The organism is Flavobacterium cryoconiti (assembly GCF_048158645.1).
In the GTDB taxonomy this organism is placed as follows: domain Bacteria; phylum Bacteroidota; class Bacteroidia; order Flavobacteriales; family Flavobacteriaceae; genus Flavobacterium; species Flavobacterium cryoconiti.
The window spans coordinates 284,225-306,266 of record NZ_JBLNKW010000004.1 but is presented as its reverse complement, the minus strand read 5'-3'; the positions used below and the strand labels follow the sequence as shown (position 1 = coordinate 306,266).

Here is a 22,042-nt window from a genome sequence, read left to right as displayed (position 1 = left end):
GTTACTCACTAATCTTCTTTTGAATTTGGTCTAGAATATAAAGATAATCGGCTTGATTTTTCACAAAATCGCGATTAGAAACATCAATAATCAGAACATTCAGTTCCGTTTGTGATTTAATATAGTCAAGGTATCCGTTATTAATTTTATCCAAATATTCTGCCGGGATCTTTTGTTCGTAGCTTCTGCCTCTCTTTTTAATATTTTGTAAAAGACGCTCTGAATTTTGGTACAAATAAATATATAAATCTGGTTTTGGCATTTCTCTGTAAATGATATCAAACAGGTTTCGATACAAACGATATTCATCTTCAGCCAGTGTTATTTTGGCAAAAATCAAAGACTTAAAAATATGATAATCGGCAACTAAAAAGTCTTTAAACAAATCAAATTGGGCTAAATCATCTGATAATTGCTGGTACCTGTCTGCAAGGAATGACATTTCAAGCGGAAAAGCGTATCGGTTTTGATCTTTATAAAATTTAGGCAAAAATGGATTGTCAGCAAAACGTTCTAAAACTGTTTTCGCATTAAAATCCTCCGCAATTTTCATAGCCAAAGTTGTCTTTCCCGCTCCAATATTCCCTTCAAAAGCAACATAATTAAATTGTTCCAAAACAATACTTTGCAAAGGATTTTCTAAATCTTGTACCACTTTACAAACACTTTGATCCGGAGAAACTTCAAGCAATTCCGATATTGTTTTTTTAAGAACAGGATGTTTCCAATCTAAATTCAAATCCTGAATGGGTAACAAAACAAATTTCCTGTTTTGCATTAATGGATGTGGAATTTGAAGTTTTTCGGTTTCAATAATTGCTGAATCGAAAGTAATCAAGTCAATATCTATAATTCTAGATTGGTATCCTAATTCTTCACTGCGAATACGTCCCAATCGTTTTTCAATTTTCAAAACCTTAGCTAAAATTTTATTAGCAGCGCAAAAGGTGTGAATCACTAATGCACAATTATAAAATGCATCACTGTCAAAACCCCAAGACGGCGTTTCATATAGCCTTGAAACTTTGATTACCGTTCCCACTTCCTGGTGTATCAATTGCAAGCAATGCTCGATGTTTTCTAATCGGTTTCCTTGATTGCTTCCTATCGATAAAATAACTTGATGCTGTGATTTCATATTAAGCACAAATTAACTAAAAGAATTTTAGAATAGAAGTATCTTTGCAAAGAGTGTTGATAACTAATTCTAGAATTAAAAAACTTAAAGTTTGTAACAATTCGACCTCATTTTAGACTTATTAAAAAAATATAAATATGAAGTTTTTAGGAAATGTGTTGGCGACCATCATAGGTATTTTCATCTTTTTTATGCTGTTCTTTTTTGGAATACTAATTATAGGAGCCATTTTTGGAGGTGAATCAGAAGGAGTTAGCGTAAAAAGTAATTCAGTTATCGAATTAAATTTAGAAGATATAAAAAATGATTATGCCGGTAAATTCAAAGATCCTTGGGTAACCATTTTTTCTGATGGAAAAAACATAGGTCTTACTGATATTATCAATGCAATAGAAGATGCCAAAACTGACGATGATATAAAAGGAATTTCTATTTTGAATGATGATTCCCAATTAGGAATGGCTCAAAGTAAAGCTTTAAGAGATGCATTAGAAGATTTTAAAAAATCAGGCAAATTTGTATTGGCTTACGCTAATTCCTATTCTCAAAAGGAATATTATTTAAATTCGGTTGCCAAACCTATTTACCTAAACCCAGTAGGAGATATGGATTTTAAAGGATTGTCTTCGGAAATTATGTTTTTCAAAGATTTTCAGGAAAAATCAGGCATAAAAATGGAAGTAATTCGTCATGGAAAATACAAAAGTGCTGTTGAACCTTTTCTGGAAAACAAAATGAGTGATGCTAACAGAGAACAAACTTCCGCTTTATTGAATTCTATTTGGAATTCTGTTGCATCAGAAATTTCAAAAAGTAGAAGTATATCAGTACCAAAACTGAATGAAATTGCAAACGGACTTCTGGCACGAACTCCTGAGATGGCAAAAACACAAGGATTGGTTGATATTGTAGCCTACGAAGATGTGTATCATAATGCTATTAAAAACTTATTAAAAGTTGCCAAAGACGAAGATTACAATAAAGTAACGATTTTGGATTATGCAAAAAAAGTAGCTACAACTTCAAAAAACACCGATGCCAATGATAAAATTGCCATTATTTATGCTCAAGGCGAAATTCGTAGCGGGGAAGGTGACGTAGATGTTATAGGCGAAGGTTCCATGCGTCGTTCATTACAAGATGCCAGAAAAGACAAAAATATAAAAGCCATCGTACTTAGAATTGATAGTCCTGGCGGAAGCGCTTTGACTTCTGATTTGATTTGGAGAGAAGTTGAATTAACTAAAAAAGTAAAACCTGTGGTGGTTTCGATGGGAAATTACGCAGCTTCAGGAGGGTATTATATTGCTTGTAACGCGAATAAAATTTTCGCAGAGAACAACACCATTACCGGTTCAATAGGCGTTTTTGGCATATTGCCTAATTTCAGTCAATTGACAAAGAAAATCGGGATAAATGTAGAACAGGTAAAAACACATGAAAACGCTGCGAGATACAGTCCTTTTGTCCCATTAGATGAAAAACTAAAAGCAGTTACACTTGAAGAGATTGAACATATCTATAAAACTTTTGTTACGCATGTGGCACAAGGAAGAAAAATGACTTTTGCTCAAGTTGACGCTATCGCACAAGGAAGAGTTTGGGCTGGTTCCGAAGCAGTTAAAATTGGATTGGTAGATAAAATTGGAGGTTTGAATGATGCTATACACGAAGCTGCTGCTTTGGCAAAAACAAACACTTACTCCACACAAAACTATCCTGAATACGAAAAAGACTTTAATGATCTTTTAGCTAATTTGCCATTTTCCAAGTCTAAAGAATCTTTTATTAAGGAAGAAATTGGGGAAGAAAATTATAAAATCATGCAAGAAGTAAAAAGATTACAAGCTCAAAAAGGTGTTCAAGCCATGATGCCTTTTGAAATTAATATCAAATAAATTATTACAACATCTGATTAAAAATCCGTTTAAGCGCACTTAAACGGATTTTTTTTACAAAGAAAAAAAGAGAGTATTTCGTTATTTATGAAAACATTACAAATGTCCTAAATTATAATCCGTTATTTTTGTAAGAAGTCAGGCATTATTTTTGCTAAACTTATAAAATCTTAAGAAATCAAATTATGCTAAAGAAAATTTTAAAAATCATTGGAATTCTAATTGTCCTACTCGCAGCAGCTTTATTTGCTATTCCCTATTTTTTTAAAGATCAAATAAAAGCCAAAATTGCCGAAGCTATCAATGAAAAAGTAGATGCCAAAGTCACTTTTGCAGATGCCGATTTGAGTTTATTCAAAAATTTTCCAAACACGAATGTGACGTTGGATAAGCTAGTCATTATCAACAAAGCTCCTTTTGAAGGAGACACATTAGTTTCATTAGGTGAATTGAATTTAAAAATGTCCATCAAAGAACTTTTTAAAGGTAAAAACGAAGCAATGAATATTGACGGAATAACTTCAAAAAACGGGTTAATTAATATCATATTCAATAAAGACGGAATCGGGAATTATGACATCGCTTTGAAAGATAACAAAACCAAGAATGATGGTAAAAGCAGTCCTTTATCATTAAAAATTCAGAATTATAAAATAGAAAATTTCAAGTTCAGGTATTTTGACGAAAGTTCAAAAATAAAGATGGTTATCGACAGTTTAAACCATGAAGGAACTGGAGATTTTGCCGCACAGAAATTAGATTTGGTTACTAAATCTACTGCGAAAATATCTTTAGACATGGATAAAGTCAATTATATGAAAGATGTCGCTTTGACTTTAGATGCTGTTTTGGGTATTGATTTAGAAAAAAGCAAATACACCTTCAAAGAAAACAAAGCGCTAATCAACCAATTACCGTTAGAATTTGATGGTTTTATTCAAATGGTGGAAGCTGGTCAGCAATATGATTTGAAATTCAAAACGCCAACTTCATCATTCAAAAATTTCTTGGGAGTTATTCCGGCGGCTTATGCCGCAAGCTTGGGTAATGTAAAAACAACTGGCGATTTTAGTGTTATGGGTTTTGCAAAAGGATTGTATTCTGATACCACCGTTCCAAAATTCAAAATTGAAATTGCCTCCAATAATGCTTCATTTCAATACCCTAATTTACCAAAATCGGTTCAAAATATAGTTATTGACACTAAAATCATTAATGAAACGGGAATTTTGAACGATACTTATGTAAACCTGGACAAGCTTTCTTTCAAAATAGATCAGGATGTTTTCAATGCTAAAGCGAATATCAAAAATATAACCCAAAATGCAATTGTCGATGCGGCTTTAAAAGGAACCATAAACTTGGCCAATCTTTCCAAAGCGTATCCTATAAAGTTAGACAAACCTTTATCCGGTATTTTAAACGCAGATGTAACGACAAAATTTGATATGCAATCCGTAGAGAAAAGCCAATATCAAAATATTAATAATGCAGGAACGATGAGTTTGTCTGGTTTCAACTATGTGGATGAAAACGGCAAAACGATGAACATTAGCAATGCCTTAGTTCAGTTTAATCCAAGTCAGGTCAATTTGAAACAATTGAATGCAACAACTGGAAAAAGCGACATTAGCGTAACGGGAGTTTTAGATAATTTTTACGGATTTATTTTTAAAAACCAAGAATTAAAAGGAAACTTCAACATGAATTCCAAACAATTAGCCGTAGATGATTTCATGACAACCGGCGAAAAAACTAAAACTGCAACTAAAAAAGCAGAAGCGATGAAGATTCCAGCTTTCTTAAATTGTACGCTTACCGCAAAAGCGAATACCGTTTTATATAACAATTTGACCTTGAAAGATGTTTCAGGGAAATTGATTGTAAAGGATGAAAAAGTAACATTAGAAAACGTAAAAACATCAATTTTTGGTGGAACAATTGGTGTAAATGGTGCCGTTTCCACAAAAGGAAAAACGCCAGTTTTCAATATGGATTTAAATTTGAACCAAGTGGATATTGCGCAATCCTTTACGCAACTTGATATGTTGAAAAAAATTGCACCCATTGCCGGAATCATCAACGGAAAATTGAATTCAAACATCAAATTGAACGGAAATCTTGATGCAACAGAACTAACGCCTGATTTGAAAACACTGACCGGAGATTTATTGGGTCAGTTACTTTCAACCACTATAAATTCGAGTAATTCAACTTTGCTAACTGCATTAGGGTCTAATCTGAAGTTCATTGATGTAAGTAAGATCAATTTGAATGATTTGAAAGCGGCTATTACTTTCAAGGACGGAAAAGTGAATGTAAAACCATTTAACATCAAATATCAAGACATTAAAGCAACAATTGGCGGTTCTCATGGTTTTGACCAAAGTATGAATTACAATATCAAATTTGATGTTCCGGCAAAATATCTGGGTTCAGAAGCCAATGCATTAATTGCAAAATTGTCTCCTGCTGATGCTGCTAAATTGGAAAATCTCCCTATAAATGCCATTTTAACCGGAAACTTCACTAATCCAAAAATTTCAACTGATATAAAAAGTGCTGTTAACAATCTGACTTCTCAATTAGTGAAACAACAAAAAGAACGATTGGTAAAACAAGGAACTTCGGCTTTAACTGATTTTATCAATAAAAATAAGAAACCAAACGATACTACAAAAACGGCAACTCCTACAACGAAGGAAGAAACTACGAATGCTGTAAAAACAAAAGCAACCGATTTATTAAATGGATTGTTTAATAAAAAGAAAAAAGCAGAAGAACCTAAGACAACACCTTAAACTTTCTTCTAAACTAAAAAAGCCTAAAAGTTTCAAATACTTTTAGGCTTTCTTTTTATACATTAATCGTAACCACATATCCTTCGGAACCACGGATATTGAAAACTGTTCCATCGTCAAAAAGAAGGTATTGCCCTTTAATCCCGGATAGTTTTCCTTGAAACTGAGGTGTTTTATCTAAACTTAAACTATTTACTTTATTTGGATAGTGTAAAACAGGATAATGCATTTCGTACAAATCATTTTTTTGAGAATAGAAATACTCCTGAACTTCTGTTGGAATTAGATTCTCCACTTTCAATCTTTCAGCAATTAAATCGATTGGTTCGACATTATTGGTCAACATTTTGCGCCAATTGGTTTTATCGGCATAATGGTTTTTCAAAGCTACCTCAGTAATCCCCGCTAAATACCGATTGGGAACTTCAACAATAGAAATCGCTTGGGTAGCACCTTGATCAATCCATCGGGTTGGCACTTGTGTTTTTCTGGTCACTCCTACTTTTACTTCGCTGGACAACGCCAAATACACAATATGTGGTTGCAATTGTACTTTTTCTTCATACGCTAAATCTCTATCCTGAATTCCAAGATGAGCTGTACTTAACTCCGGTTTCATTATCCAATCTCCAACAGCAGCACTAGAATAGAAGCAATCGTAACAAAATCCTTGACGGAATATCTTTTTCTTCTTTCCACAATTCAAACATTGGTATCCCACAAAATTAATTTCAATATTTTTATTCAGCAACTGATTCACATTCAAAAAACTATTTTCAAAAACCAAATAATATTGAATTGGATTTCCAAATTCAGTCTGCATTTTTGTAAGTACACCTTCGTAAGTCATTGCGATTTTAGATTGTTGATTAACGATTTCTGATTTTAGATTAACTCTGTCCATTTTAGAATTCCGATTATTAGAATCCCATTTCTGAGTAGAAATCTTTACTATAATATAGAATTGTTTTTTATAAAAAAACACTATTTTTGATACTTTGACAAAGTTAGTATTTGTCAATCGATATTCAAATCTTAAATTTCAACCTTTTTCCAATAGAAAAAAATCTGAAATTTAAAATCGTTAATCAACAATCTGAAATCTATATGCCACTAACCATAATCAATTCGTTTGCCTCTTGGGTTCTGAAACAACGCATCCATCAGATTGAACTTTTCTTGAAATACCCGAACGAGGTTCAGGAAGAATTGCTTATGAATTTAATTCAGTCCTCAAAAAACACTGTTTTAGGCAAAGAATATGATTATGCTTCGATAAATTCCTATGCCACTTTTGCTGATCGAATTCCTATTTCTACTTATGAAGAATTACAGCCGCTGATTGAGAGAACTCGTAAAGGCGAACAAAATGTTTTTTGGGAAACCCCTATAAAATGGTTCGCAAAATCTAGCGGAACAACGAATGCCAAGAGTAAATTCATTCCGGTAAGCAACGAAGCGCTGGAAGATTGCCATTATAAAGGAAGTAAGGATTTGCTGTGTTTGTATTTAAACAACAACGAAGAATCTGAACTCTTTCTTGGAAAAAGTCTGCGTCTTGGCGGAAGCTCACAAATCTATGAAGACAACAATACGTTTTTTGGAGACTTGTCTGCGATATTAATCGAAAATATGCCTATTTGGGCGGAGTTTAGCAGCACGCCAAGCAGTAAGATTTCATTAATGAGTGAATGGGAAAGCAAAATCGCAGCCATTATAAACGAAACGAAAAACGAAAATGTAACCAGTTTTGCAGGAGTGCCTTCGTGGATGTTGGTTTTAATGAATAAAATGCTGGAGGAAACCGGAAAAGGAAATTTATTCGAAATTTGGCCCAATCTCGAAGTGTACTTTCATGGCGGGGTAAATTTTGAGCCTTATCGAGAACAGTATAAAAAAATACTACCTAAAAAAGATTTTAAATATTACGAAATATACAATGCATCTGAGGGATTTTTTGCCATTCAGGATTTAAATTATTCCAGTGATTTATTATTAATGTTGGATTACGGAATTTTCTATGAATTTATTCCAATGGATACTTTTGGAACACCAAATCAAAAAGTAATTCGTTTGGCTGATGTGGAACTTTTTAAAAACTATGCATTAGTAATTACTACCAATTCTGGTTTATGGCGCTATTTGATAGGCGACACCGTACGTTTCACCTCATTGAATCCATACCGAATTCGGGTTACGGGTAGAACCAAACACCATATTAATGTTTTTGGCGAAGAATTGATGGTCGAAAATACAGATCAAGCTATTGCCAACGCCTGTAAAATAACTCAAATGGAAGTCGTTGAGTATACCGTTGCGCCTGTATTTATGAATGGAAAAGAAAAAGGTGCCCATGAATGGATGATTGAATTTAAAGATAATCCTACTGATGTGTCCCAATTTCAGAAAGCGCTGGATGAATCCATACAATCCTTAAATTCTGATTACGAAGCGAAACGCTACAATAATATGACCTTGAATCCGTTAGTAATTAATGTAGCCCGAAAAAATTTGTTTTATGACTGGCTAAAAGGAAAAAATAAACTGGGCGGTCAACATAAAATTCCAAGATTATCAAACCAAAGAGATTATCTGGAACAATTGAAAAGTATGCAGTTTCAACCGGCATAAAAAAACGAGAAGATGAAAAATACCTTCTACATCTTGATAACGCTACTTTTTCTGAGTTCCTGCGGACCACACAGAATGCGTTGTGGAGCCAGAGGAATTTGTAAATCTCCCGAAAAACAAACATTGGAAAAACCTGAAAAAATAGCTACTATTAAAGCATAAAAAAGGCTGTCTAAAATTATTTAGACAGCCTTTTTTATGTATTACCATTTGCACTATTTATTCCTCATCCATCATATCAATATGCCTGTCGTGGTAGCCTAACAGGTATAAAACACCGTCGAGACCCAAGCTAGAGATTGAAGTAGCTGCATTTTCTTTGACCGTAGGTTTGGCATGAAAAGCAATTCCTAAACCGGCCAGGTTCAACATAGGCAAATCATTTGCACCATCACCCACAGCAATGGTTTGATTGATATTTATGCCTTCTTTTTCCGCAATAGCTTTTAGATATTCGGCTTTCTTTTGTCCATCAACAATTTCACCCAAATAGTTACCGGTCAATTTACCGTCTATAATCTCCAATTCATTGGCGTGAACGTAATCAATCCCTAATTCCTTTTGTAAATAATTACCAAAATAGGTGAATCCTCCTGATAAAATAGCAGTTTTATAGCCATAATATTTCAAGGCTTTCATCAAGCGATGTGCTCCTTGTGTTATGGGTAGGTTTTCAGCAACCGTTTGTAGCACATCTTCACTTAAACCTTCTAACAAAGCCATTCGTTTTTTGAAGCTTTCACTGAAATCAATTTCGCCATTCATAGCCGATTCAGTAATGGCTCTTACTTGCTCACCTACACCCGCTAATTCAGCTAATTCATCAATTACTTCCGTTTGAATTAAGGTAGAATCCATATCAAAACACACCAAACGTCTGTTTCTTCTATACATATTGTCTTCCTGAAAAGAGATATCCACATCTAAAGTTCTGGAAATTTCCATAAAACTGGCAGTCATCGATGCTTTATCCACAATATCACCCGTTACGGATAATTGCACACAAGAACGAGGAAATTCTTCTTTTTCAATAATAGAAACTCTACCAGTTAATCTTTTGATAGAATCAATATTTAAATTTTGGTCCGACATTATTCTGGTCACAGCCGCCAATTGTACAGCCGTTAATGTTTCTCCCAAAATATTTATGATGTAACGCTGTTTGCGTTGTGCTTTTACCCAAATTTCGTAATCAGCAATAGAAATTGGAATGAACTTAACTTTAATGCCCAATTCATAGGCTTTAAACAATAAATCTTTTAAAACAGGTCCAGAAGAAGAACCCGCTTTTATTTCAAATAAAATACCTAAAGATAGCGTATCATGAATATCTGCTTGTCCAATATCTAAAATAGTTGCATCATAAGTCGCTAATATCGATGTTAAACCAGCAGTAACTCCAGGTTTGTCTTGTCCAGAAACTTTTAATAAAATAACCTCTTTATCTTCTACTTCCATTTTTATTACTATTGATTTACAAGGGACAAAAATCGGCATTCTAATGGTGATAAAAAAGAATAATGTTTGTTTTTTTAAACAATAACAAATAGTTTAAATTACCCATAAAAAAACCTGCCCAAATGAATGAACAAGTTTATATTTATGAGAAAAATGCAATCTTTACTAAGCAATCTTCAAGCTTTTCAATGCTAATTATTTTTCATTTTCATCAAAATTCACCATCCAATTGATTCCAAATTTATCTACAAACATTCCAAAATAAGCGCCCCAAAAGGTTTGATTCATTGGCATGGTTACCGTTCCTCCTGCCGAAAGTCCGTTAAACAATTTATCCGCTTCTTCTTTACTCTTAGCATTGATTGAAAGTGAAACGTTTTGCCCAAAAGCAACTTCCCCACTTGCTGAATTGCTGTCGCTTCCCATTAATACGAATCCATCACCGATTGGCAAAGTGACATGCATTATTTTATTTCCATCTGCTTCAGAAAGCACGGGATTACCTTCTGCCGGTGGCATATCTTTAAACTTACCAATATAAGGAAACGCTCCACCAAATACAGATTGATAGAATAGGAATGCTTCTTCGCAATTTCCATTAAAAATTAAATACGGATTAATTGATGCCATAATGCTATTTTAAGATGAATATTTATTTTCCCTCCGAAAGTTTCTTAACCAAATCTAATGCTTTTGGCCATGTCGTTTTGAAATAATCGATGTATTTTTCGACTGAATCCATTTTAGCTTCTAAAACAGTAATTCCCTTGTCTTCGGTCAAACGGTACATTTCCATAGCGCCAGCCCATTCTTGAGTTGCATCATCAACAGGCATTTCCTGGAATTTTTTGATTTCACTCAAATGTTTAAAAGCCATGTATTCATTATCAATTTTCTTGTAAATAATGCTGTTCATCCCGTCCCCGTTTGGAGATAAAAAATGAATTTTACTGCCTTCTTTCCAATCGCTTACTGCATAAGACCCTTCACAAAAAACGGAGGTCCATTGTTTGTATGTTTCTTCATTCCATAAAACGTCCCAAACTTTTTCTTTGGGAGCATTGATCTCGATTTTAAATTCCAGTGTTGTCATTTCGTGTTTTTTTAGATTAACTTGCAACCTACTGTTTTGGTACTTTACTAAAATCCATATATAGCATATTCCAGCGATGTCCGTCTAGATCCGCAAAAGCACAACCATACATCCAACCTTGAATTTCGGCTGGTTTGGAGAAAACTATCCCTCCGGCTGCTTCTACTTTCTTTGCAAATTCATCCACTTCTTCCCTGCTTTCTGCATCAATTGAAATTAACACTTCAGAACTTGATTGTGTATCCGTAATTTTATTTTGCACAAAACCTTCAAACATAGATTCCTCAAAAAGCATGACTGCAAAATTAGTAGCTCCTACTGACAGGCATGTTGAATGCGGAGTCGCATATTGTTCATTAAAAGAAAACCCTATTTTAGCGAAAAATTCTTTTGATTTCGCCACCTCTTTTACTGGCAAATTAAGCCATATTTGCTTTGTCATACTATTGTTTTTAGAGTCAAATTTTCAATTATAAATTTACAAAAATATTTAAACTTCTTTTTGATATTATAATCGAAAATAGGACTTAGAAGAATTAGCAGAAAATAATCCATAAAAAAAACCTGCTCAAATAAATGAACAGGTTTAGTATAACCTTTTGAAAAAGGTATTTATCTTAAAAATTTAAGAAGCAATCTCCAATCGTTTCAATAAATTTTTATTCAACGTTTCTTTTGCATAATCCACGTCAATTTCTAATATTTTATCATCAGAACTTGGCAATTCATACATCGCATCGGTTAAGATGGCTTCGCATAAAGAACGCAATCCACGAGCACCTAATTTGTATTCTAACGCTTTATCAACAATAAAATCCAACGCTTCATTTGTAATGGTAAATTCAACATCATCCATTAAAAACAATTTCTCGTATTGTTTGATTAACGCATTTTTAGGTTGTGTCAAAATCGCACGCAAGGTTTCTCTATCTAAAGGATCCATGTGTGTCAAAACTGGCAAACGACCAATAATCTCCGGAATCAATCCAAAATCTTTGATATCCTTTGGAATAATATATTGCAACAAATTGTCTTTGTCAATATTATCCACATTTTTTGAAGTAGAATACCCAACGGCTTGACGGTTCAATCGTTTCGAAATAATTCTTTCGATTCCATCAAAAGCACCACCGGCAATAAACAAAATGTTTTGTGTATTTACCTCAACAAATTTTTGGTCTGGGTGCTTACGTCCTCCTTTTGGTGGCACATTCACAACGGTTCCTTCTAATAATTTCAACAATGCTTGTTGCACACCTTCCCCAGAAACGTCACGAGTAATAGACGGATTGTCACTTTTACGTGCAATTTTATCTATTTCGTCAATGAATACAATTCCACGTTCAGCTTTCGCAACATCATAATCAGCAGCTTGCAAAAGACGCGTCAAAATACTTTCAACATCTTCCCCCACATAACCTGCTTCTGTTAAAACTGTTGCATCAACAATAGCTAAAGGCACATCCAACATTTTTGCAATGGTTTTTGCCACCAATGTTTTTCCTGTTCCCGTTTGTCCCACCATGATGATGTTACTTTTTTCAATCTCAACCTCATCGTCTAATTGCTGCTGCATCAAACGTTTGTAGTGATTGTAAACCGCAACCGACATTACTTTTTTAGTTTGGTCCTGTCCAATTACATATTGATCCAAGAACGCCCTGATTTCTTTTGGTTTCTTCAAAATCAAATCCCCAACCAGTTTTGAACTTCCGCTGGATTTTAATTCTTCTAAAACAATTCCGTGTGCTTGTTCGATACATTTATCACAAATATGTGCATTGATACCAGCAATCAATAAATTGGTTTCTGGCTTCTTTCTTCCACAAAACGAACACTCTAATACTACTTTTGCCATTCTTTTAGTCTAATGTCATAAAGTCAAAAGTCGTAAAGTCTGAGCATTGCTTTTGACTTTTTGACTTTTGACTTTCGACTAATAATTTATCCTCTTATTAAAACTTCATCAATCATTCCGTATACTTTTGCTTCTTCGGCAATCATCCAATAATCACGCTCACTGTCACCATGCACTTTTTCGAAAGTTTGTCCAGAATGGTGAGAGATAATTTTGTACAACTCATCTTTCAGTTTCAACATTTCACGTAAGTTGATTTCCATATCAGTGGCAACTCCTTGAGCTCCGCCTGATGGTTGGTGAATCATTACTCTTGAATGTGGTAATGCCGAACGTTTTCCTGCAGCACCTGCACATAACAGCACCGCTCCCATAGAAGCTGCCATTCCTGTACAAATAGTTGCAACATCTGGTTTGATGTATTGCATCGTGTCATAAATTCCCAATCCTGCGTAAACGCTTCCTCCTGGAGAATTCAAATAAATCTGAATGTCTTTTGAAGCATCAGCGCTTTCAAGGAACAACAACTGTGCTTGAACGATGTTTGCGATTTGATCATCAATTCCTGTCCCCAAGAATATAATTCTGTCCATCATCAGCCTTGAGAAAACGTCTAATTGTGAAATATTCAACTGACGCTCCTCGATGATATATGGAGTCATGTTTTTAGGAGTCATTGCGCCTACGATTTTATCGTAGTACATCGAGTTTACGCCGTGGTCCTTTGTAGCAAATTTTTTAAATTCTTTACCGTAGTTCATATTTTTTTGTTCTAAGTTTTACGTAATATCTTGTGATTCGATTTAATGCAAAGGTCATACCTATTTCTAAATGATGTCAATATGTCTTATTTTTAGCCCAGATAAAAGTGAAAAGCTTTTTGAATTCCGTTTTTTAGTTTTTTTATTTTTACAAAGCGACTGGAAGAAGCTCTTGTAAGAATTTAAAAAACTTAAACGGAAGAAAAAACTTGCAACGGATAGCTGGATTGGCTCCTTGAAATTAATTCAAATAAAAGAGCGCCAAAAAAATTATTCTTTTGACGCTCAAATATACTTATTTTTTTAGAAATTATTCTCCGTATGAAGCGGCAATAAATTCTTCGTAAGTTACTTCTTTAGTAGTAGGATTTGCTTTCTCTTTGAACAATTCCAATAATTTCTCAGCAACAACTTGGTCAGAAAGTCTTTTTACTTCGTCTTGGTTTGACAAAACTCTTGCAACAATTCCTTGAACTTCTTCGTCAGTAGGATTTGTTTGCCCGAATTGAGCCATTTGTTGTTTGATTGATCTTGTAGTAAATGATTTCAAGTCTTCAAAAGTAATTTTGATGTCGCTTGAAGCCATTGCTCTACCTTCGATTAACTGAAAACGCAATCCTCTTTCAGAACGTGCATATTCTACTTCAGCTTCTTCAGGAGACAATTTTTTCTCACCTACAGTTTGCAACCATTTTTTCAAGAATTCAGATGGCAAGTCGAATTTTGTGTTTTCGATCAAGAAATCCTGAACATCAGCCAATAATTTTTGGTCTGCTTGTTGTGCAAATTGGTTTTCAGCATCTTCCTTGATTTTTGCTTTCAATTCTTCAAGTGAAGCAACAGTTCCTGCTCCAAAAAGTTTGTCAAACAAATCTTGGTTCAATTCAGCCAATTCAGCAGTATTGATCGCTTCGATTGTGAAGTTCACATCAACATCTAATCCGTGAACATCATCATGACTTACTTTCATCACGTCCATCAATTGATGATCATCTTCAAATAAACCTTTAGTGTTTACAGTCACTACATCACCTACTTTTTTACCGATGAATTTATCCCAAGTCGCTTTGTCTTTGAAAAGATCAGCAGCAATAGTGGTAGCGTTATTAATTCCTTTTTCTTCGTTAGTGAAAGTTCCTGTTACATCTGAATCTGCAGCAACAACTTCTTGAGGAATTGCAGTTCCAAATTGTTTTTGGATACGTTCTACTTGACCTTCGATTAATTTATCATCAGCAGAAACTACATATTTAACGATGTCGTTTTTAGCTTCTAAATCCAATTCGAAGTTTGGCACTAAACCAATTTCATATTCAAAAACCAATTCTTCAGTATCCCAAGAAAAATCTTCGTTTACTTTAACAAGTGGCGTTCCAAGAAGGTTTAATCTTTCTGATTGTACGAAACGCTCTAAAGCTAAATCCACAACTTTCTGAACTTCTTCTTGTTTAATCCCTTTACCGTATTGTTTTTCAACAAGATCTTTAGGCACAGCCCCTTTTCTAAATCCTTTAACAGTTGCCAAAGGCATTTTTTCGTTTATTCTTTTTGCTACTTGGCCTTTGTAATCCATGTGAACAACTGTCATTACAATTGTCTCAGTTACAGCGTCTATTGCTACTCTTTTAATATCCATCTTCTTCTTTAATTTACATAATAAAATTGGCTTGCAAAATTATAAAATTTTTCCAACCCAAACAAGCTTTTTAGTGCCGAACCTTCGGGATTGAATTTTAGGCGGTTATTTAATAAAATCAGAGGCTTGAAAAGGAAAATAATTTGGGCGTGTCCCTCCGTAAAAACTGCGGGTCAGGCTGTACGTTCCCGCTTTTTATCGCCTGCCAAAAAAAGGCAGCCCATAAAAGAGCTCCACTACCATCCTTAACGCGGCTCGAAGTATTCAACAATATGAAGTCATTTTGATGGTTTGTAAGAAATTTTTTTAATATATTTGAAAACAGATAAAACGAAACAAAGTAGCGCAAAGCCAACCAAAATTGGGTGTATAAGCGCTACTTTGTAGCGGGTATATGCAAGTTAGTAGCTATTTTACGGAAAAATCAGAAAAATCAAGAACATTTATATTACAAACATATTGAGTCTACCTAAAGAGCACACAGCAGAAACAAAAAGACTTCTTAAAAAAGTTTCCAAAGAAAAAATTGCGAAATGGCTTTTAGAAGAAGGTTATTATCCAGAGCAATATGTTGTTCCTCCGAGTTTTAAAGTTAAAAAATTTGACTTAAAACCAAGACCTTACTTTGAAATTGATAATAGCGTCGCAGGACAGATTAAATTTGAACCTGAAAAAAGCGAATTATTAAATATATCATTTCCAAAAACAGAACTAACCGAAAGAACTTTTGGTATTATTGCACCGAAAATCTATCACGATATCGTTTGGTATTTAAACGATAATTGGGAAACGATTTTAAAATCTTTGTTTAGAGCGAGTAACAAAATTCATTCATACAGTTTTCCCATACCAATTACTTCAAAAAGTGAAGGCGAATTAGGTCATTTAAGAGCGGGGCGAATGATTTATGAATATTTGGAAATGGCTGAAAATGATTTAGTTGCTGAAGCTTATAATTACAAATATATCTTGAAATCAGATATAAAAAATTTTTATCCCTCAATTTACACTCATAGTATCGCTTGGGCAATACACACAAAAGAACTTATCCGAAAAAAAGGCAATAGAAGTAAATACGATGACTATGTTGGATTAGTTTTGGACAGACTCTTCCAAAATTCAAATGACGGTTGCACAAATGGAATTGCAATTGGACCAGCAATTTCAGACCTAATCGCAGAAATTATATTAAGTGCAGTCGATACTGAATGTTCAAAAGTTATAACAGCTAAAGGAATTGATTTTATAGGTGTTCGCTTTAAAGATGATTATCGTTTTTTATGCCACTCAAAACAAGATGCAAACTTTATAATAAAGACATTGCAAAAACAAATGGCTTTATTCAATCTTAATCTCAATGATAGTAAATCACAAGTTACAGAACTTCCCGAAGGTTTATTTAGAGAATGGACTGCTGAATATCAACAGTATTCATTAAGATATAGAAAAAAAATCAGTTATAAACGTTTTGAAAGTTCGTTTAGAGGTACTCTAAAAGTCGATAAAAAATTTGAAGGGACAGGTGTTGTTGACCGTTTCCTATCAGAACTTTATACAAAAGAGCACGAGCTTAAATTTAACTTTAATGAAAAGGATTTATTAAAAGCAATTAGTCTTTTACTGATGTTGAAAGAACGTAGAAATAAATCGTTTCCTCAAATACTTGCAATAATTGAAAAAATAATAGAACAAAATGCGACGAAAGTAAAAACTATTTCTAAAATTAGTTCAGCTATTGAAAAATTATTAAACGAAAAATTATCAAATATTGACGATTGCCAATACGATTTATTATGGTTAATTTACTTTGTAAAATCACTAAATTTAGCAACAATATCGTTACCTAAAAAGATAAATTCAGAATTAATAAAAAGTCTAAAAAGTAATAGAGCCGAATTTTTTAAACCAATTCCAGCTGACATAAAAATATTTGACACGATAAAGAAACCAGGCAATAATATTTTGCTTTTGGAGCATTTAGCATTATTTAAAAATGAAATCGTAGAATAAAAACAGCTACTAACACACGCTACAAGCAATTTGGGTATTTGGCTTAATGGAAAAATTGGTTTGTATTTGGAAGATTTGGCAAATCCGAAGATAAGGCTTAATTTAATCCCAAACTGCTTGTAGCGCGAGAACGTTGTGCAACATGCAAAGCAACTCTCTAGTAAAAATTAACAATGGAAGATAAAAGAACATGCGGTTGTGAATCATGTGAAAACAAACTACCTTTTGATTTACCCACTGAAATAATAGACGCAACGATTGAAGGGAATCTAGTAATCTTTGCTGGAGCAGGCATTAGCACTGAAACAAAAAAGATATTCAAGGAAACACTTTATGAAGACATATTAGATGAAATAATCAAAAAACCAGAAGATGAATTAGATTTCCCATCGTTAATGTCGTTATTCTGTAAAACAACTAAAAATGGGAGGCAAAAATTACTTCAGACGATAAAGTATCGATTCGATTATTGTCATCAGTTCCAAGAACTATATAATCAAGCTAGTGAATTTCATAAAGAGCTTTCTTCAATTTACCATATCAAATCAATAGTCACAACCAATTGGGATGATTTTTTTGAAAGAGAGGCTGGTGCAATTCCGATAGTTATTCCAGAAGATTTTGCATTTCATAACCTTCCAGGTAGAAAAATTTACAAAATCCATGGTTCTATTAGTAATTATGGCTCAATCATAGCAACCAAAGAAGATTATGATAAATGTTATAAACAACTTAATCGTGGTATAATTGGTAGCTACTTAAAAACAATTTTAGCTACAAAAACTGTCGTATTTATCGGTTACTCTTTTAGAGATTACGACTTTATCAGAATTTATAATTACTTAAAAAAAGAGCTTAAAGAAATTCTTCCACACTGCTATATTGTCACAGTCAATCCTGAAATAGATAAAAATTTCAAGGCTCCAAATATGACAATTATTAATACCGATGGAGCTTATTTCATATCAGCAATTAGAAAACACTTGGAAGGTTTAAAACTCTTATTTCCAAAAGAGAACATTGATAATATATATTACTTAAAACAAAAACACTATAAAATTCACGAGGAAACTTCTGCTTTAATTCCAGAAAAAAGAACTGCAAATTCAATTTATTGCGCACTTTATCAAGATGGAATATCTCACGCATTAAGCTATTTAATGTATCATGCAGATAGTGGCTTGTCTTTCTATCCGCACAAAATTTTCAATTCTATTGATTCTTATAATGAAATACGAAAGCTGAAAATCAAAGCAAAAAATTATCCCGATGTAGCCTATATTGACGGTTACATTGAAGGTTTACATTCAATATTATTTAAAGAAGAAGACTTGGAAGATTTTCCATTTTGGTATTTATATGGACATGGTCCAGTAGAAGATAAAACTATTTTTGAAGATAGTGTGAACAAAAATGAAATTTTCCATAAGTCAGCAGAAAATTTTGCTCAAAAAACATTTAAAGACATCTTGCAAGGAAAAAGTGACTTGGTTATTCATCATCGTCCATTTATATAATGCACGATCGCACAACAGCGGTTTCATGAAATTAGGGTTTTAAGGCCAAATTTAAAGGTAATTATATATATTTGACTTCAGTCCTAATGGAAAGGTTAGAGAACAAATTTCCCCCAGTTCCGCAAAGTGTTCTTTCAAAAAATAAATTTGTTCTGTAAGCTGCGCAAACGTCTGTGACTTTGCGCCCACAATAATGAGCAAATAATAAAGTGAGTGTAAAGTGGTAACGGCATATAGAATTTGGCACAAAGTCGGGAGACTTTGCACAGCGGAGCTTAATTTAGTCCCAAACCCGCTGTAGTAATGGGACTTAACCGAACACCCTACACAGACAAACTACTTGACTTTGACAACAACTTTTCCTCTTGATCGACCTGTTTCAACGTAAGCCAGTGCTTCATTTGTTTGTTCAAATGGAAATATTTTATCAATGATTGGCTTTATAACACCAGCCTCAATAAGTTCTGTTATTTGACCTAATTGTTTGCCTTCTGCTCTCATAAACAAGAATTTAAAAGATACATTCATTTTTTTTGCTTTATTTCTTGCACCGAAACTTAAAAGTTTAATTATCAATTTTAAATACCACGGCAAACCAATTGCAGCTGCAAATTCAGGCGTTGGTGGACCGACTAACGAAATAAGTTGTCCACCAGACTTTAAAATACGTAGTGATTTTTCAAGTATTTTTGTATCTCTATTACTGTGTAACACCAAATCATAATCTTTTAATTTGGTTTCAAAATCTTCTGTTTTATAATCAATAATAAGATCAGCACCAAGACCTTTTACTAATTCAATATTTTTTGTACTTGTAGTTGTAGCAACAAAAGCCCCTAAATGTTTTGCTAACTGAATGGCGAATGTACCGACACCACCTGAACCAGCTTGAATGAAAACTTTTTGCCCTTTTTTAATTTTTCCTATTTCAACAAGAGCTTGCCAGGCAGTTAAACCAGCCAAAGGAATTGAGCCTGCTTCTTCCATTGAAATATTTTTTGGTTTTAAAGCCACGTCATTTTCATCAATAGAAATGAATTCGGCAAAGGTACCAACTCTATAATCTGATGGTCGAGAATATACTTCATCGCCAATTTTGAACCTGCTAACTTTTGAACCTACTTTGGTAACAACACCAGCCACATCGTGTCCATTAATAAATGGTGGCTTGTAAGGAAGAAACAATTTGAAATCGCCATTTCTAATGAGTGAATCCAACAAATTGACACCTGCAGAATTGACTTGTACCAATACATCATTTTCTTTTAAAGTGGGTTCAGCCCAATCAGTTAAATGCAATTTTTCTTTTTTGCCGTAGCTTTTTACTATGAATGCTTTCATCTTAATTTTAAAATTTGTTTAATTGTTTAAGAACATTTTTTTCTAAAACCCCATAAGCAAAATGCTGCAAGTTTATCAAGACAGAAGTACCTTTACCCACAATATTTCTAAATTTTGGTTTATCTGTTTGAACTACTTTTAGTACTTTTTCTGCAACCATGGCAGGGTCTTCGGCTTGTTCTACCAAATTATTTGTAAATTTTTCAATCTTACCTCTTAACGAATTGTAATCTTCAATTTTATTTAAGGTCGTTGATGAATTATCTAAAATACTTGTTTTAAAAGCAGCGGGTTCAATCATAGAAACACTGATGTTAAACTCATTTAATTCATAACGTAATGCTTTAAAATAACCTTCCAATGCGTGTTTGGAAGCGGCATAATAAGCGGCATTGGGAAATGACACAAGCCCAACAATTGAACCCACAGTTATTATTTTTCCGAATTTTTGTTTTCTAAAATAGGGCAATACTGCATTAGTTACCTTGATGGTTCCCCAAAAGTTAGTTTCCAATTGTTGCCTACCTAACTCAATTGGCGTTTCTTCTGCAATACCTGACACTAAAAAGCCAGCATTATTGATAAGAATATCCAACTGACCTATTTCCTTGAAAATTCTTTCTGAAAAAGTGTTTATCGATTGTTCTGAATCAAGATCTAAAGCTATCATTTTGAAGGGTAATTTTGACGCATACTTTTCGGGGTTGCGACTTGTACCGATTACATTATATCCACTTTTGTGAAGCTTGTTCGCAATTAGAAGCCCAAACCCTGATGAAGCCCCTGTTACTAAAATTGTTTTACTCATGATTACTTGATTTAAAATTTAATTTGTAAATTTGCTTTCAAATTGCAAGTGCAAATATATAAACAACTTTCAAAATACAAGTTGTTTTTAAAAATATTTTATGAAAACAAATAAAAAAAGATCAGATTGCCCATTGAGTTGTTCGCTAGACGTATTTGGCGACAAGTGGTCATTACTCATTATCCGAGACTTGATGTTCGGAAATAAATGTACTTATAATGACTTTTTAAAATCGGAAGAAGGTATTGCCACCAATATTTTAGCATCAAGACTGAAAGGACTTGAAGAAAATGGCATAATTGAAAAATCAGCACACCCCGACAGCAAAGCAAAAATTTTATACAGACTGACACCAAAAGGGATTGACTTATTGCCTATAATTATGGAAGTTTATATTTGGTCGGACAAATATTATGAAATGCCAACCGACCTAAAAGCGACAATCAGGGAAGCCAAGAAAGACAAGGACAAATTTGTAAAACGGGTTACGAAAGAATTAAAAATCAAAATAACCGAGAAAAAAAGCGGCAGCTAATCGAGTAGATGGCTCCGCCAAAAACTGACGGAGTGCGCCTCTCACACCACCGTACGACTTTTCTCTCCATAAAAATGCCTCCAAATAGCGTTTGACTTTTTTGGAGGCAGTTTATTTTAACCAATAAAAAACAGCTTTTTTTCAAAGCGGTTAGTTGAATTGTGCAGCCACATATTCAATTAAACTTTCATCATCCATTTTATTAGAAGTACTTTCTTTAGTCTCAACATTTTTATACTGTGGAGTCTCACTCAAATATTTAATAAATTGTTCTTGTGCAGTACCAGTTCCTGTCACATGCAATTCATCAACATTTTGCATATGAGCAGTAATATTTTTGAATAGTTTATGAAGTAAATCTCTTTCAGCATTGTTTGCTGCGTTTTCGCTTGAATTACGACCTTGTCCGTCAACTTTTTCGTGACCTAATATTACGAACTCACCTGAATCTACATTTTCTCTTCCTACAATAGTTGCATGATGTGAATCCATCCAAACACCAAATTGTTTTTTGTTTTTTTCTGACATTATTATATATTTATTATATTAATACTTGT

19 protein-coding genes are annotated in these 22,042 nt (G+C 33.6%); 7 read left to right on the top strand and 12 right to left on the bottom strand.

Translation table 11 applies throughout. The features are described 5' to 3' along the window. Window position 1: 1 nt before the first annotated feature. Window positions 2-1,138, bottom strand: coding sequence for a 2-amino-4-hydroxy-6-hydroxymethyldihydropteridine diphosphokinase (gene folK, locus ACM55H_RS08355; protein ID WP_416836075.1), 1,137 nt, complete (start codon window positions 1,136-1,138; stop codon window positions 2-4). Between the two features lie 137 nt (window positions 1,139-1,275). Between folK and sppA the strand changes: the two genes are divergently transcribed. Beyond that, window positions 1,276-3,036: a signal peptide peptidase SppA gene (gene sppA, locus ACM55H_RS08350; RefSeq protein WP_416836074.1), complete on the top strand. Its 1,761-nt coding sequence runs from the start codon at window positions 1,276-1,278 to the stop codon at window positions 3,034-3,036. A gap of 185 nt (window positions 3,037-3,221) precedes the next feature. Beyond that, a complete protein-coding gene (locus ACM55H_RS08345) occupies window positions 3,222-5,837 on the top strand; it encodes an AsmA family protein (RefSeq protein ID WP_416836073.1) in 2,616 nt (871 codons plus the stop codon). A gap of 55 nt (window positions 5,838-5,892) precedes the next feature. On the opposite strand, the gene ACM55H_RS08340 is transcribed toward ACM55H_RS08345, so the two are convergent. Continuing rightward, window positions 5,893-6,687: a DUF2797 domain-containing protein gene (locus ACM55H_RS08340; RefSeq protein ID WP_416836088.1), complete on the bottom strand. Its 795-nt coding sequence runs from the start codon at window positions 6,685-6,687 to the stop codon at window positions 5,893-5,895. 257 nt (window positions 6,688-6,944) lie between these two features. Between ACM55H_RS08340 and ACM55H_RS08335 the strand changes: the two genes are divergently transcribed. Both ACM55H_RS08335 and ACM55H_RS08330 read left to right on the top strand, forming a co-directional pair. Continuing rightward, entirely contained in the window at window positions 6,945-8,468 is a 1,524-nt protein-coding gene (locus ACM55H_RS08335) for a GH3 auxin-responsive promoter family protein (RefSeq protein ID WP_416836072.1), read from the top strand. 12 nt (window positions 8,469-8,480) lie between these two features. After that, complete coding sequence (locus tag ACM55H_RS08330) at window positions 8,481-8,630, top strand: hypothetical protein (RefSeq protein WP_416836071.1); 150 nt, start codon at window positions 8,481-8,483, stop codon at window positions 8,628-8,630. Between the two features lie 57 nt (window positions 8,631-8,687). Here the strand turns inward: ACM55H_RS08330 and serB are convergent, their stop codons facing one another. The 7 genes from serB to ACM55H_RS08295 all read right to left on the bottom strand — a co-directional run bounded on the left by serB (window position 8,688) and on the right by ACM55H_RS08295 (window position 15,274). Continuing rightward, window positions 8,688-9,926 (bottom strand): phosphoserine phosphatase SerB, encoded by a 1,239-nt coding sequence (gene serB / locus ACM55H_RS08325; protein ID WP_416836070.1) that lies wholly within the window; start codon window positions 9,924-9,926, stop codon window positions 8,688-8,690. Window positions 9,927-10,121: 195 nt separating this feature from the next. Beyond that, window positions 10,122-10,556, bottom strand: a complete 435-nt coding sequence (locus ACM55H_RS08320) for a VOC family protein (RefSeq protein WP_416836069.1) — start codon at window positions 10,554-10,556, stop codon at window positions 10,122-10,124. Window positions 10,557-10,578: 22 nt separating this feature from the next. Then, window positions 10,579-11,019 (bottom strand): SRPBCC family protein, encoded by a 441-nt coding sequence (locus tag ACM55H_RS08315; RefSeq protein ID WP_416836068.1) that lies wholly within the window; start codon window positions 11,017-11,019, stop codon window positions 10,579-10,581. A 28-nt stretch (window positions 11,020-11,047) separates the two neighbouring features. Then, window positions 11,048-11,461: a VOC family protein gene (locus ACM55H_RS08310; protein WP_416836067.1), complete on the bottom strand. Its 414-nt coding sequence runs from the start codon at window positions 11,459-11,461 to the stop codon at window positions 11,048-11,050. Window positions 11,462-11,644: 183 nt separating this feature from the next. Continuing rightward, window positions 11,645-12,877, bottom strand: a complete 1,233-nt coding sequence (gene clpX, locus ACM55H_RS08305; protein WP_416836066.1) for an ATP-dependent Clp protease ATP-binding subunit ClpX — start codon at window positions 12,875-12,877, stop codon at window positions 11,645-11,647. Between the two features lie 86 nt (window positions 12,878-12,963). Beyond that, the gene (gene clpP, locus ACM55H_RS08300; protein ID WP_416836065.1) at window positions 12,964-13,638 is read right to left on the bottom strand and encodes an ATP-dependent Clp endopeptidase proteolytic subunit ClpP; all 675 of its coding nucleotides are present in this window, start codon (window positions 13,636-13,638) and stop codon (window positions 12,964-12,966) included. A 310-nt stretch (window positions 13,639-13,948) separates the two neighbouring features. Next, entirely contained in the window at window positions 13,949-15,274 is a 1,326-nt protein-coding gene (locus tag ACM55H_RS08295; RefSeq protein ID WP_416836064.1) for a trigger factor, read from the bottom strand. A gap of 459 nt (window positions 15,275-15,733) precedes the next feature. On the opposite strand from ACM55H_RS08295, the gene ACM55H_RS08290 reads away from it, so the two are divergent. Both ACM55H_RS08290 and ACM55H_RS08285 read left to right on the top strand, forming a co-directional pair. After that, the gene (locus tag ACM55H_RS08290) at window positions 15,734-17,284 is read left to right on the top strand and encodes an RNA-directed DNA polymerase (protein WP_416836063.1); all 1,551 of its coding nucleotides are present in this window, start codon (window positions 15,734-15,736) and stop codon (window positions 17,282-17,284) included. A gap of 173 nt (window positions 17,285-17,457) precedes the next feature. Then, window positions 17,458-18,801 carry an SIR2 family protein gene (locus ACM55H_RS08285; RefSeq protein ID WP_416836062.1) on the top strand — a complete coding sequence of 448 codons (1,344 nt, stop codon included), beginning with the start codon at window positions 17,458-17,460 and terminating at the stop codon, window positions 18,799-18,801. Window positions 18,802-19,137: 336 nt separating this feature from the next. Here the strand turns inward: ACM55H_RS08285 and ACM55H_RS08280 are convergent, their stop codons facing one another. Next, window positions 19,138-20,142, bottom strand: coding sequence for an NADP-dependent oxidoreductase (locus tag ACM55H_RS08280; protein WP_416836061.1), 1,005 nt, complete (start codon window positions 20,140-20,142; stop codon window positions 19,138-19,140). Between the two features lie 7 nt (window positions 20,143-20,149). After that, window positions 20,150-20,950: an SDR family oxidoreductase gene (locus ACM55H_RS08275; protein WP_416836060.1), complete on the bottom strand. Its 801-nt coding sequence runs from the start codon at window positions 20,948-20,950 to the stop codon at window positions 20,150-20,152. Window positions 20,951-21,050: 100 nt separating this feature from the next. On the opposite strand from ACM55H_RS08275, the gene ACM55H_RS08270 reads away from it, so the two are divergent. After that, window positions 21,051-21,485 (top strand): winged helix-turn-helix transcriptional regulator, encoded by a 435-nt coding sequence (locus ACM55H_RS08270; protein WP_416836059.1) that lies wholly within the window; start codon window positions 21,051-21,053, stop codon window positions 21,483-21,485. Window positions 21,486-21,635: 150 nt separating this feature from the next. On the opposite strand, the gene ACM55H_RS08265 is transcribed toward ACM55H_RS08270, so the two are convergent. Continuing rightward, window positions 21,636-22,013 carry a hypothetical protein gene (locus tag ACM55H_RS08265; protein WP_416836058.1) on the bottom strand — a complete coding sequence of 126 codons (378 nt, stop codon included), beginning with the start codon at window positions 22,011-22,013 and terminating at the stop codon, window positions 21,636-21,638. Window positions 22,014-22,042: the final 29 nt, after the last annotated feature.